Annotated in this window: 9 protein-coding genes; 4 read left to right on the top strand and 5 right to left on the bottom strand. The window is 70.5% G+C overall.

Annotated elements, in window-relative coordinates; translation table 11 throughout:
- Positions 1-337: 337 nt before the first annotated feature.
- Together AB0K28_RS05780 and AB0K28_RS05775 are read left to right on the top strand one after the other, a co-directional pair.
- Positions 338-1081 carry an AfsR/SARP family transcriptional regulator gene (locus AB0K28_RS05780; protein WP_345396928.1) on the top strand — a complete coding sequence of 248 codons (744 nt, stop codon included), beginning with the start codon at positions 338-340 and terminating at the stop codon, positions 1079-1081.
- A 30-nt stretch (positions 1082-1111) separates the two neighbouring features.
- A complete protein-coding gene (locus tag AB0K28_RS05775; RefSeq protein ID WP_345396925.1) occupies positions 1112-2698 on the top strand; it encodes an MBL fold metallo-hydrolase in 1587 nt (528 codons plus the stop codon).
- A gap of 52 nt (positions 2699-2750) precedes the next feature.
- Here the strand turns inward: AB0K28_RS05775 and AB0K28_RS05770 are convergent, their stop codons facing one another.
- Positions 2751-4910 carry an MMPL family transporter gene (locus tag AB0K28_RS05770; RefSeq protein ID WP_364365549.1) on the bottom strand — a complete coding sequence of 720 codons (2160 nt, stop codon included), beginning with the start codon at positions 4908-4910 and terminating at the stop codon, positions 2751-2753.
- Positions 4911-5022: 112 nt separating this feature from the next.
- Here AB0K28_RS05770 and sbnB point away from each other — a divergent pair, with 112 nt between their 5' ends.
- Both sbnB and dnaE read left to right on the top strand, forming a co-directional pair.
- Positions 5023-6048, top strand: coding sequence for a 2,3-diaminopropionate biosynthesis protein SbnB (sbnB, locus tag AB0K28_RS05765; protein WP_364365546.1), 1026 nt, complete (start codon positions 5023-5025; stop codon positions 6046-6048).
- Positions 6049-6163: 115 nt separating this feature from the next.
- Entirely contained in the window at positions 6164-9718 is a 3555-nt protein-coding gene (gene dnaE / locus AB0K28_RS05760; RefSeq protein WP_364365543.1) for a DNA polymerase III subunit alpha, read from the top strand.
- Positions 9719-9762: 44 nt separating this feature from the next.
- Here dnaE and AB0K28_RS05755 read toward each other — a convergent pair whose 3' ends face one another.
- From AB0K28_RS05755 to AB0K28_RS05740, 4 genes are all read right to left on the bottom strand, one after another.
- Positions 9763-10341, bottom strand: a complete 579-nt coding sequence (locus AB0K28_RS05755) for a hydrolase (RefSeq protein WP_364365540.1) — start codon at positions 10339-10341, stop codon at positions 9763-9765.
- 5 nt (positions 10342-10346) lie between these two features.
- Positions 10347-11861, bottom strand: a complete 1515-nt coding sequence (locus tag AB0K28_RS05750) for an MFS transporter (RefSeq protein ID WP_364365537.1) — start codon at positions 11859-11861, stop codon at positions 10347-10349.
- A complete protein-coding gene (locus tag AB0K28_RS05745; RefSeq protein WP_345396904.1) occupies positions 11858-12298 on the bottom strand; it encodes a MarR family transcriptional regulator in 441 nt (146 codons plus the stop codon). Before AB0K28_RS05745 ends, AB0K28_RS05750 begins: the two co-directional genes overlap by 4 nt.
- A gap of 291 nt (positions 12299-12589) precedes the next feature.
- Positions 12590-13147, bottom strand: coding sequence for an NAD(P)H-dependent oxidoreductase (locus AB0K28_RS05740; protein ID WP_345396901.1), 558 nt, complete (start codon positions 13145-13147; stop codon positions 12590-12592).

The following is a 13147-nucleotide window of genomic DNA, read 5'->3' as shown; positions in this document are numbered from 1 at the left end:
CGGCAGATTCGGAAAGAATCGGATGTGATAAATGGCAGCGACATTATGTGACACGCCGCTATATGGCGTCTATATTTGCGGCGACCCTGGACAGGCCAGAGCCGCACACCTAGTCTCGGAAGCCATGGGCGGCGAACGGGGGCGACTGCCGGTGCCCGGGCGTCGCGCCGGTCAAAAACAACCCGCGATCGCGGTCGTGCAGACCGTAACAGAGTCCGCGCGCAAGACCGGCGGCCGCCCGTACATCCACCCACGACAAGGGGGATCCATGTTCACGAATCGACGTGGGTTGCATGACATGGAAAATTCGCGACTGGAGTTCAGGGTTCTCGGTCCCGTGACCGCGTGGCAGGGGGATCGCGAGATCGCGCTGCAGGGGTCGAAGCAGCGCACGATGTTCGCGGCCCTGCTGTTCCAGCGGGGCCAGGTGGTGTCGGATCTGCGGCTCGGTGAGCTGCTGTGGGGTGACCGGCCGCCGGCCACCGCCAGCGCCCAGATCCATACCTACGCGTCGCGGCTGCGCAAGCAACTCGCGCCCGCCGTGACGATCCGGCGGCACCACCCCGGCTATCTGCTGCAGGTTTGTCACGGTCACCTCGATCTGGAGCTGTTCGAGTCCAGGGTCAGGTTCGGGCACAGCGCGCTGCGCCTGGGCGGCTACGAGGAGAGCGTCAACTGGTTCCGCTCGGCGTTACGCCTGTGGCATGGCCCTGCGCTGTCGAACGTCACGGAACACCTCATCCAGATCGAACGCCCGCGCCTCGAAGAGGCCCGCCTGACTGCGCTGTCTTCGCTCATCGACGCGGAGCTGGCGCTCGGCCGGCACGCCCGGCTGATCCCCGAACTCGTCGACCTGGTCATCCAGCACCCCCTGCAGGAACGCTTCCGCGCCCAGCTCATGATGGCCCTCGACCAGGAGGGCTGCCGCGAGGAGGCGCTGTCGGTCTATCAGGAGGGCCGGCGGCTGCTCGCCGAGGAGCTCGGCGTGGACCCGAGCCCCACCCTGCGCTCGGTCTACCAGGCGCTGCTGTCCGGGGAGAGCCCGAAGGTCGCCGTCCCCACCGGCGCGGAAGCCTCCTAACGGATCATCACACGTCACCCAGGAGCCGACATGGATCACGAATTACGCTATCTGCACGCCAACGCCATCATCGAACCGCTGGTGGACCGCTTCTACGCCTGGATGCACACGTTCACGCCGGTCCAGGCGTCGATGAACCTGGCCTTCCTCCAGGTGCCGCTGCTGGAGTCGTACCTGGAGTCGCCTCCCGCGCACGTCGCCGCCTGCGCCAACCCTGAGCTGCGCGGCGGCTACTTCGTCAACGTGCCGGAGAGCCGGGCGGACGAGGTGAAGGCGCTGGTCGCGGCGATCAGGTCGGAGCGCGCGGCGATGCTGGACTTCGCCGAGTCGATCGCGCAGGCCGAGCAGCTGCTGGAGGAGAACGCCACCGGCTTCGACCTCACCCCGCTCTACGCCAAGCTGCCGCCCGCCCTGTCGGGCCTGGTCGAGCTGGTCTACGACACCTACAACCAGCCGTCGCTGCGCTTCCTCGAGCCGCTGATCTACCACAGCCCGGCCTTCATCGAGGCGCGCCAGTCGGTGCAGCTGTCGCTGGAGACCGGGATCGAGCGGCCGTTCATCCTCAGCACGCCGCGCCTGCCGAACCCCGGCGTGGTGGACCTGCCGCTGCCCTTCCGGCACCGGGGCATCGACGCGCTGTTCGACGCCCGGCTGCGGCCCACCACGCTGGCCGCGCTGCGCGAGGCGCTGGAGATCTCCGACGACGAGACCGCCGCGGGCCTCGCCCGGCTGCTCGCGCCCGAGCCTCCCGGACGGCCGGAGCGGCACATCGAGTCGGGCGGGCGGGTCCGCTACTTCGGCCACGCCTGCCTGGTGCTGCAGTCGCCCGAGGCGGCGATCATCACCGACCCGTTCATCAGCGGCGACTCCACGGCGTCCGGCCGCTACACCTACGACGACCTGCCCGACCACATCGACCTCGCGCTGATCACGCACGGCCACCAGGACCACATCGTGCTGGAGTCGCTGCTGCAGCTGCGCGGCCGCATCGGCACGGTCGTGGTGCCGCGCTCCTCCGGCGGCAACCTGTCCGACCCGTCGCTCGCGCTCTACCTGCGGCAGCTCGGCATGGACGTCACCGAGGTCGACACCTTCGACGAGGTGGCCTTCCCCGGCGGCGAGGTGGTGGCCGCGCCGTTCCTCGGCGAGCACGCCAGCCTCGACATCCGCGCCAAGTCCACCTACTGGATCCGCCTGGCCGGCCGGTCCGTCTTCGTCGGGGCCGACTCCTCCGGTGTGGACCCGGCGCTCTACCGGCACGTCCGCTCCCACCTGGGGACGGCCGACATGGCCTTCCTCGGCATGGAGTGCGACGGCGCGCCGCTGACCTGGCTCTACCAGGCGCTGCTGACCCGGCCGGTGCCCAAGCGGATGAGCGACTCGCGCAAGCTCTCCGGCTCCGACGCCGCGCAGGCGGCCGACATCGTGACCGAGCTGGGCACCCGCGAGGCGTACATCTACGCCATGGGCGAGGAGAGCTGGCTGGGGCACGTCATGGCGACCAGCTACAACGAGAGCTCGTACCAGCTGCAGCAGATCGACGAGTTCCTGAGCTGGGCGAAGGCGCACGGCGTCACCGCCGAGCACCTGCTCGACCAGCGCGAATGGCGCTGGTGACCGGTGTGGTCCGCCGGCCGTCCGGCCGGCGGACCCCGCGTGTGCGGCCACCTCAGTCCCCTGTCCGCGCCGACTGACCGACCTCGATGAGCGGGCGCGGCGCGGGCTCCGCCTCCCGCAACCCGAACCGGGCGTGCAGGCGGCGCAGCGGCGCCGGCGCCCACCAGTTGGCCCGGCCCATCAGCGTCATCACCGACGGCACCAGCAGGCACCTGACGAGGGTGGCGTCCACCAGCACGGCCACGAACAGCCCGATGCCGATCTGCTCGATGTCGCCCATCCTGGCCATGCCGAACGTGCCGAACACCACCAGCATCAGCAGCGCGGCCGAGGTGATGATCCGCCCTGTGTCGCGCACGCCGGCCCGGACCGCCGCGCGGGTGCCGAGCCCCTCGTCCACGTGCTCCCTGATCCGGCCCAGCAGGAACACCTCGTAGTCGATCGAGAGACCGAACGCGAAGGCGAAGATGACCGCGAGAGCGAACGGATCCAGCCCTCCGACGGTCAGCGTGTCCAGCGCCCCGGACAGCCAGCCGTCCTGGAAGACCAGCACGAGCACCCCGAACGTGGCGCCTAGCGAGACCACCGCCATGGCGACCGCGGTCAGCGGCACCAGGATCGACCCGCTGAGCAGGAAGAGCAGCACCAGCATCGCGGCGGCGGTGACGCTCAGCGCCACCGGCATGCCGTCACGCAGCAGCGCGTTGACGTCCACCAGCTCGGCGGCCTGGCCCGCGACCCAGATGCGGAAGTCGCCTGGCCGGTCCGCGCGGACCCGCTCGACCAGCTCGCGGGCCGGCGGCCCCTGGGTGTCGCCGCGCACGGCCAGCGCCACGGACGACAGTCCGGGGCCGTCGGGCCGCGCGGTCTCCACGCGGACGACCGCCGGATCGCCCTTCCAGCGCTCCGCCCACTGCTGCAGCCGCTCCGGCTCGGTCCGCGCCAGCACGAGCACGGCCGGCCGGTCGGTACGCCCGTATTTGGCCGCCAGCACGTTCGTCACCTGCACCGACTCCAGGTCGGGCGGCAGGATCTTGGTGCCCGACAGGGCGAGCTTGGCGCTCAGCATCGGCGCCCCGAGCGCCACCAGCACGACCACGATGCCCACCGCGACCAGCACGGGGAAGCGCTGCACCCGGCTGATCAGCCGCTCGAAGAACCCGCCGACGCGGTCCTCGCCGCGCAGCGCCCGCCGCGAGGGGTGGATGCGCCCGCCGAACAGCCGCATCAGCGCGGCCACCATGGTCAGCGCGGTCAGCATGGCGACCAGCGAGACGGCGGCGCCGCCCGCGGCGACCGCGCGCAGGCCGACGGCGTTGAACGCCATGAGCCCGGTCAGCGCCGCCGCGACCGTCAGCGCGCTGAACATCACCGTGCGCCCGGCCGTGGCCCAGGTCCGCTCGACCGCCTTGGCGCGCTCCTCCAGGCTGATCCGCGTGCCCCCGGCCGCCGCGGCCCGCCGGTACGGGCGTACCAGCTCCTCGCGGTACCGGCCGACGAGCAGGAGGCCGTAGTCGATGCACAGGCCGAGCCCGAGCAGGGTGACCACGGTGGTGACGTTGCCGTCCAGCGGGATCACCTGCGAGATGGCCAGCAGCACCGCGAAGGCCGCGCCGACGCTGACGATGGTGGTGATCAGCGGCAGCCCGGCCGCGACCACCCCGCCGAAGACGATCACCAGGGCCACGAACGTCAGCGGCAGCGCCTTGAACTCGGCGTCCCGCATGTCGGTCTGCGCGGCCATCTTGGTCTGGTACCGCAGCCAGGCGTCACCGCCGATGCGCACCCGCGCTCCCGGCAGGCCGTCGCCGGCGCTCCTGAGGGCGTCGGCGACGCGTAGGGCGGTCGCCTCCTCCCCCGTTTTGGAGATCCCGGCGGCCAGCATGACGCCGCTGCCGTCGGAGGCGGTGCGCGGCTCGTCCACGCCGGTGACGCCCTCCAGGCCGCGGACGGCCTCGGCCGTACGGGCCAGCGCGGCCCTGGTCGCCTCCGCCTGCGGGTCCACACCCTCGACCAGCAGCACGACCTGCGAACCGCCCTCGCCCAGCAGCTGCCTGGCCTGCAACGACTCGGGGACGTTCTGCTGCTGCACCGCGGACATCCCGCCGACGACCGACCCGGCCGCGGCGAAGCCCGCCACCATCAACAGGAGGGAGGCGATGACCACCTTCCAGCGGTGCTGGAAGCAGAACTTCCCTATCGATCTCGTCATGCACCCACGATGCCCGCGCCCGGCAGGGCCGTCAGTGGAGCGATGCCCTGACTTCCGGTGGGCCTAGACCTATTTCCCTCTCATGTCCCTCTCAAGAACAGGAGCCCCGCACATGGATGCGTCACCGTCCTTCGCCGTCATCCCGGGAGCGCAGGTGCACCGCGCGCTGTCGGGCGACGAGACCGTGGTGATCGACGTGGTGCGCCGCGCGTACGAGCTGCACGGCGCCGGCGCCACCGTCAACCCCGACTCCTTCTTCCTGCGCTTCCCCGACCGGCCCTCCTCGCGCATCATCGGCCTGCCCGCGTCGGTGGCGGGCGACGTCGGCGTGCACGGCATCAAGTGGATCTCCAGCTTCCCCGGCAACGTCGCCACCGGGCTGCCCAGGGCGTCGGCGGTGCTGGTGCTCAACGACGCGGAGACCGGGTATCCGTTCGCCTGCCTGGAGAGCTCGATCATCAGCGCTTCGCGTACGGCGGCGTCGGCGGCCCTGGCGGCGGCCGAGCTGAGCGCGGCGCGGGGGCGGCTCCCTGCCCGGGTGGGGTTCGTGGGCACAGGGCTGATCGCCCGGTACATCCACACCTATCTGGTGGCGGGCGGGTTCTCCTTCGACGAGGTGGGCGTGCACGATCTGGTGGCCGGGCACGCGCGGGGGTTCTGCGACTATCTGGAGCGCGCCGGGGCCGGCAAGGTCCGGGTCTGCGACACGGCCGAGGAGCTGATCCGCTCGTACGACCTGGTCGTCTTCGCCACCGTCGCCGGCGAGCCGCACGTCACCGACCCCGCCTGGCTGGCGCACGACCCGCTGGTGCTGCACGTCTCGCTGCGCGACCTGTCGCCGGAGATCATCCTGTCGGCGTGGAACGTCGTGGACGACGTCGAGCACTGCATGAAGGCCGGCACCTCGCCGCACCTCGCCGAGCAGCTGACCGGGCACCGGGACTTCGTGGCGGGCACGCTGTACGACGTGCTCACCGGCGCGCTGCGGCCGCCCGCCGACCGGCCGGTGATCTTCTCGCCGTTCGGTCTGGGCGTGCTGGACCTGGCCGTCGCCAAGCACGTCTACGACACCGTCCGCGACGCGCGGGAGCTGGCCACCGTCCCCGATTTCTTCCACGAGCTGACGCGCTACGGCTGACCTCAGCTGATCGGGTCACGGCCGTCGCCGGAGACCCCTCCGGCGCTCCGAGTGAGGGCTGGGACGGAATAGGCTCATGCGGTAAGTCTGGCCGGGGCGAAGGTTAGGGGACCGGGTGAGCAAGTCCTTCGTGCACCTGCACGTACACACCGAATACAGCATGCTCGACGGCGCGGCGAAGCTGAAGCCGCTGTTCAAGGAGGCCGAGCGGCTGGAGATGCCGGCGATCGCGATGAGCGACCACGGCAACATGTTTGGCGCGTACGAGTTCCAGAAGGTCGCCTCGGGCTCCCCGGTCAAGCCGATCATCGGCATCGAGGCGTACGTCGCGCCGGAGAACCGGTTCGTCAAGAAGCCGGTCTTCTGGGGGCAGCGGGCCGAGACCGGCGTGGCCGACGGCGAGGGCGGGAAAGACGTCTCGGGCGGCGGCCGGTTCACGCACATGACGATGTGGGCCAAGGACGCCGACGGGTTGCGCAATCTGTTCCGGTTGTCGTCGCTGGCGAGCTTCGAGGGCTACTACTCCAAGCCCCGCATGGACAAAGACCTCATCTCGCAGTACGCCTCGGGCATCGTCGCCACCACCGGCTGTCCGTCGGGCGCGGTGCAGACCCGCATCCGCCTCGGCCAATACGACGAGGCCGTGCGGGTGGCCGGCGAGTACCAGGAGATCTTCGGCAAGGAGAACTACTTCCTTGAGCTGATGGACCACGGCATCGACATCGAGCGCGAGGTGCGCCAGGACCTGCTGCGGCTGGCCAAGCAGCTCGACATCCCGTTGCTGGTCACCAACGACTCCCACTACGTCACCGAGGACCAGGCCGACGCGCACGACAGCCTCCTGTGCGTCGGCGTGGGCAAGAACAAGGACGACCCCAACCGCTTCCGCTTCAACGGCTCCGGCTACTACCTCAAGCCGGCCGAGGAGATGTACCGCCTGTTCCCCGAGCTGCCCGAGGCGTGCGACAACACGCTGCTGGTCGCGGAGATGATCGGCGACTACGGCGACGTGTTCGCCCACGTCGACCGCATGCCCGACTACCCCGACGTGCCCGAGGGCGAGACGCAGGAGTCGTGGCTGCGCAAGGAGGTCGAGCGCGGCCTGGAGGAGCGCTACGGCACGCCCGTCCCCGCCGAGGTGACGGAGCGCTACGAGACGGAGATGAAGGTCATCGGCCCGATGGGCTTCTCCTCCTACTTCCTCGTGGTGGCCGACATCTGCCGCTACGCGCGCGAGAACGGCATCCCGGTCGGCCCCGGCCGAGGCAGCGCCACCGGCTCGATCGTGGCCTACGCCACCCGCATCACCGAGCTCGACCCGCTGGAGCACGGCCTGCTGTTCGAGCGGTTCCTCAACCCCGAGCGCATCAACCCGCCCGACATCGACCTCGACTTCGACGACCGCCAGCGCGACCGCATGGTGGCCTACGTCACCCAGAAGTACGGCAGCGAGTACACCGCTCAGGTCAACACGTTCGGCACGATCAAGGCGAAGGCCGCCGTGAAGGACGCCAGCCGCATCCTCGGCTACCCCTTCGCCATGGGCGACAAGATCACCAAGGCGATGCCGCCGGACGTCATGGGCAAGGGCGTGCCGCTGGCCGACCTGTTCAACGACGAGCACCCCCGCTACGTCGAGGGCACCGAAATCCGCGCCCTCTACGACTCCGACCCCGACGTCCGCAAGGTGATCGACACCGGGCGCGGCATCGAGGGCCTGATCCGCGGCACCGGCGTGCACGCGGCGGCGGTCATCCTGTCCTCCACGCCGCTGCTCGACCTGATCCCCATGCACATGCGTGACAAGGACGGCGTCGTCATCACCGGGTTCGACTACCCGTCGTGTGAGGACATGGGCCTGGTCAAGATGGACTTCCTGGGTCTGCGGAACCTGGGCATCATCGACCACGCCATCAAGATCATCAAGCAGAACCGCGGCATCGAGCTCGACACGCTCACCATCCCGCTCGACGACGCCACCACCTACCAGCTCATGGCCAGGGGTGACACGCTGGGCGTGTTCCAGCTCGACGGCGGGCCCATGCGCTCGCTGCTCAAGCTCATGGAGCCGACCCGGTTCGAGGACATCGCGGCAGTCCTCGCCCTCTACCGGCCGGGCCCGATGGCGGCCAACGCCCACACCAACTACGCCCACCGCAAGAACGGCCGCCAGGACATCGAGCCGATCCACCCCGAGCTGAAAGAGGCGCTCGAGCCGATCCTCGGCCCCACCTTCCACCTGCTCGTCTACCAGGAGCAGATCATGGCGGTGGCCCGTGAGCTGGCCGGCTACTCGCTCGGCGGCGCCGACCTGCTGCGCCGCGCCATGGGTAAGAAGAAGCCCGAGATCCTGGCCAAGGAGTTCGAGAACTTCCAGGCCGGCATGCGCGGCAACGGCTACTCCGACGCGGCCATCCAGGCGCTCTGGGACGTCATGCTGCCGTTCTCCGGCTACGCCTTCAACAAGTCCCACACCGCCGGCTACGGCCTCGTCGCCTACTGGACCGCCTACCTCAAGGCCAACTACCCCGCCGAGTACATGGCCGCTCTGCTCACCTCCGTCGGCGACGACAAGGACAAGGCGGCCGTCTACCTCGCCGAGTGCCGCAAGATGGGCATCCAGGTGCTCCCGCCCGACGTCAACGACTCCCAGCTCGACTTCGTCGCCGTCGGTGACACGCAGGTCCGCTTCGGCATGGGCGCCGTACGCAACGTCGGCGAGAACGTCGTGGACGGCATCGTCAAGGCCCGCACCGAGAAGGGCCGCTTCACCGACTTCAACGACTTCCTCGCCAAGGTGCCGCTGACCGCCTGCAACAAGAGGGTCATCGAGTCGCTGATCAAGGCGGGCGGATACGACTCGCTCGACCACCCGCGCAAGGGCCTGCTGATGATCCACGAGCAGGCCGTCGAGTCCGTCATCGACATCAAGAAGAACGAGGCCCACGGCCAGGACTCCCTGTTCGGCGGCCTGGCCGACGACGGCGACGACGAGGTGTTCTCCATCGCGGTGCCCGAGGGCGAGTGGGACAAGAAGACCAAGCTCGACTTCGAACGCGAGATGCTCGGCCTCTACGTCTCCGACCATCCGCTGGCCGGCACCGAGCGCCTGCTCGCGCGCAACCGCGACACCACCATCGCCGACCTGCTCGACAGCGGCCGCGAGGACCGCGGCGACGTCCAGGTCGCGGGGCTCGTCACCAAGGTCGACCGGCGGGTCAACAAGGCCGGCAACACCTGGGCGATCATCACCGTCGAGGACATGGACGCCGCCGTGGAGTGCCTGTTCTTCCCGCGTAACTACGAGCTGTACGGGCCCGAGCTGCGGCCCGACATCGTGGTGTCCGTACGCGGCCAGATCAACAACCGCGACGGCGCGATCAGCATCTTCGCCCAGGACATGACGCTCATCGACGTCTCCGGCGTCAACAGCGAGAACGGCGCCCCGATCACCCTGCAGCTGCGCGAGGAACGCATCACGCCGAGCCTCCTCGACGAGCTCCGCCAGGTCCTGAAGACCCACCAGGGCCAGGTCCCGCTCCAGATCAACCTGCGCCGGCCGGCGGGCAAGACGATGGTGCTGGCCCTGCCGGAGTGGCCGGTCAACGCCGCCCCCAGCTTCGCCGCCGACATCAAGGCCCTCCTGGGCCCCGAGGCCATCTCCCTCTGACGGGTTCCCGCCGCCGCCCTCACGGAGGGCGGCGGCACGGCACTTCAGCCGGTCTTCGCCAGGAGGGCGAGGATGTCGGCGGTGGTGCCGGTCTCGCCCAGGCGGGGGAAGATGCGCTCCACGCTGTTGTGGTGGGCGTCGGCGTTCAGGTCGGTCATCGCGTCCACGGCCAGCGTGACGTGGTAGCCGTGCTCGTACGCCGCCCGCGCCGTCGACTCCACGCCGATGCTCGTGGCCACGCCCGTGAGCACGATCTGCGTCACGCCCCGGCGGCGGAGCTGCAGGTCGAGGTCGGTGCCGTAGAAGGCGCCCCAGTTCCGCTTGGTCACCACCACGTCATCAGGGCGGCTCAGCTCGGGGGCCAGCTCGTCCCAGCCCTCCGGTCGCGGGCCGGTGGCGCCGCCCGCCTCCGTACGGCCCGGGGCGGCGTCGGAGCCGTCGGCCGCGACGGACACGCGTACCAGGACGACCGGCAGCTTGTTCGCACGGAACGCCTCGGCCAACTCGACCGTGCGCGCCAGCACGTCGGCCCCGCCGTACGGGGTGCCGGGCAGCGCGAGGACGCCCTGCTGCAGATCGATGACGACCAGCGCGGTACGCGGGTCGAGGGTGGTGACGGCCATGATGGTTACCTTTCCGCGGTGCCGACGCGGCGCAACGACCGGTCGGCGAGGGTGAGTGCGAGCAGCAGGACGGCGACCACCGCGAGCAGCACGCTCAGGCCGTGCAGCCCTGCGGTCGTGGCGCCGTCGCGAAAGAAGGTGGCGTTGGCGGCGGCGGCCAGCAGCGCGCCGATGTACATGAAGGTGCGCAGCAGCCCGGCCGACGAGCCCATGCGGTCGGGGTCGGCCTGGGCGTACAGCGCGTTCTGGTTGCCGAGGCCGATCAGGCCCTGGGAGATGCCGAGGACGCCGCCGATGAGCACGAGCAGCCAGACCGGGCTCGTGGCGTGCAGGCTCAGCATGGAGACGCAGCCCACCACCTGGACGGCGGCGCCGATCACGAGCTTGCCGCGCACCCTCGCGTTCCTGCTGGCGACGGCGGTGGCGATGATCGCGGTCACCGACAGGGGCAGCAGGAGCAGGCCCGCCTGCGACGGGCTCAGCTCCCGGCTCTCCTCCAGCCACTGGCTGAAGCCGTAGAGGAAGGCGTAGCTGGTGGTGAAGGCCAGCACCTGGCGTCCGTACGTGGCCAGCAGCGCGGCGTTGCCCCGCAGCACCCGCAGGTCGATGAACGGCTCCGGGCGTCGCAGCTCCCACCAGGCGAACGCGGCGCCCAGCACGGCTCCGACCCCGACCAGGTAGAGGTGGCCGACGCCCGGCTCCATCAGGAACAGCATGAACGCGGTGAGCATGCCCGCGAACGACAGCATCCCCGGCAGGTCCACGCCCCCGCCCGGCCGGGTGCGCAGCGTGGAGCGGCGGGGCAGCCGCAGCGCGCCCAGGACCAGGCAGGCCAGGGCCAGCGGCACGTTGACGGCGAAGATGAGGTGCCAGCCGCCCAGCCCGATCAGCAGCCCGCCGAACGTCGGCCCGACGACCGCGATGACCTGGTTGGAGATGGACAGCAGCGCCAGCACGCCGCCGGGGTTGCGCATCCCGGTGCGCTCGGCCTCGCTGCGCAGCAGGAACATCGAGGCCGGGTACGCGGCACACGTGCCGAAGCCGAGCAGCACCCGGGAGACGATCAGCAGGCCGAGGTCGGGCGCGAACAACGCCATCGCCCCCGCGATGCCGACCAGCGCCGTGCCCAGCAGGTAGAGCAGGCGCGGGCCGTACATGTCCACCAGCCGCCCGATCACCGGCTGCCCGACGGCGGTGGCCAGGTAGAGCCCGGACACCAGCCACGCCGTCTCCGACGGCGGCGCCCCGAACGCCGCGCCGATCGGGATCAGCGCGACCGCGAGCATCGAGGAGTTGATCGGATTCAGGATCGACCCGAGGATCATCGGCGCGATGAGCCGCCGATCAAACCCCTGAGCATGGTCTTCGTCATCCCCGCCCGGCACCCCCGGCGACCGACGCCACGGCAGCACCCACCCGGCACCGCCGCCCGGCGACCTGCGCCACCGCACCCACCCGGCGCCCCCGCCCGGCGGCTCCTGGGGTCGGCGGCGGCGTAGCCAGTCGGTGGGGCGGGTCACGAGTGTGCGACCTCGTCCAGGAGGGCCATGGCTGTGATCACCGCGCGGATCTGCTCCTCGCTGCCCCGCTCGCGCAGGGTCGCGGCGAGCCAGGCCTGGCGGGCCTCGCGGTCGCCCTGGCGGCGGGCCGCGCCCTGCTCGGTCAGCGTGATGACCTGGCGGCGGCCGTCCTCGGGGTCGGGGTTGCGTTCGACCAGCCCGGCCTGCTCCAGCGAGACGACGACCTTGGCCATCGACTGCGGCCTGACGCGTTCCGCGGCGGCGAGTTCGCTGGCGGAGGCGGGACCGTGCTTGCTGAGCCGGGTGAGCACGGACGCCTGCGCCGGGGACAGCCCGCCCTCCGACGGCAGGGACTCCAGCCTTCGGCGCAGCCGGCCCAGCACCACCCAGGTCTCGGTCGCGGCCCGCGTCGCCAGGAGTGCTTCGTCCTCATCCATCACCTTTTCACCCTAAAAAGGACAGCCTGAACTGTGCAACCCAGGGTGAACAGTTCAGGCTGTGCGATGCGTCTCAACCACAAAGACGGCCGCCGCTGAGGTGCGGGAGGTGACGTGTCGTGTGCCCGCCGGGCGGGACGTTGTCCCGCAGCTAGACCGCGCCCGGCCCGGCGGGGGCCACGGTGATCCTGTGGGCGGGCGCGGTCGCCCCGGCTCGTGAGGGCGCGGTCCCGTGCTCAGGATCGTGCTCTCGTAGAGGGGGCGACTGTCCGGAGAAATACCTCTTTTGGGTCATCCTCTCAGCGGCTGCAGCGCGGCTCCCCACTCCAGCAGCTGGTCGAGCATGGTGTTCAGCCGTTCCTCGTGCGCGGCGGCGGGCCTGAAGTCGGAGAAGTTCTCGAAGTCGGTGGCGACCGAGAGCGCGACGTGCATCTGCACGGTCGCCACCCGCACCGTGGACAGGATGTCCCGCAGGTGGCCGACGGACCGCACCCCACCGTCCACCCCATAGCTGACGAACCCGGCCGCCTTGTTCGCCCACTCCTCGTACAGGAAGTCGATCGCGTCCTTCAGCGCGCCGGGGATCGAGTGGTTGTACTCGGGCGTCACGAACACGAACGCGTCCAGCGGCGCCACGGCCGCCGCCCAGCTCTTGGTGTGGTCGTGGTGGTAGACCCCGGCGGCCGCGGGGGTCGGCTCGTCCAGGTGACGCAGGTCGTAGTCCTGCAGATCGAGCACCTGGTAGTCGGCGTCGCCGCGCTTGGCCGCCAGCTCGTGCACCCAGCGCGCCACCGCCTCGCCGTTGCGTCCGGGACGGGTGCTGCCCAAAATGATGCCCACCTTCGGCAT

Origin of the sequence: Nonomuraea sp. NPDC049504, from assembly GCF_040676845.1 — a bacterium.
Taxonomy (GTDB): Bacteria; Actinomycetota; Actinomycetes; order Streptosporangiales; family Streptosporangiaceae; genus Nonomuraea; species Nonomuraea salmonea.
This window is presented reverse-complemented; position numbering and strand designations above follow the sequence as displayed.

Excerpts from the sequence above, each read along its gene's own strand:
- AB0K28_RS05740 (WP_345396901.1), bottom strand. The coding sequence starts at position 13,147 with ATGCCGAAGGTGGGCATCATTTTGGGCAGCACCCGTCCCGGACGCAAC.
- sbnB (WP_364365546.1), top strand. The coding sequence starts at position 5,023 with ATGGATGCGTCACCGTCCTTCGCCGTCATCCCGGGAGCGCAGGTGCAC.
- AB0K28_RS05770 (WP_364365549.1), bottom strand. The coding sequence starts at position 4,910 with ATGACGAGATCGATAGGGAAGTTCTGCTTCCAGCACCGCTGGAAGGTG.
- AB0K28_RS05755 (WP_364365540.1), bottom strand. The coding sequence starts at position 10,341 with ATGGCCGTCACCACCCTCGACCCGCGTACCGCGCTGGTCGTCATCGAT.
- AB0K28_RS05745 (WP_345396904.1), bottom strand. The coding sequence starts at position 12,298 with ATGGATGAGGACGAAGCACTCCTGGCGACGCGGGCCGCGACCGAGACC.
- AB0K28_RS05775 (WP_345396925.1), top strand. The coding sequence starts at position 1,112 with ATGGATCACGAATTACGCTATCTGCACGCCAACGCCATCATCGAACCG.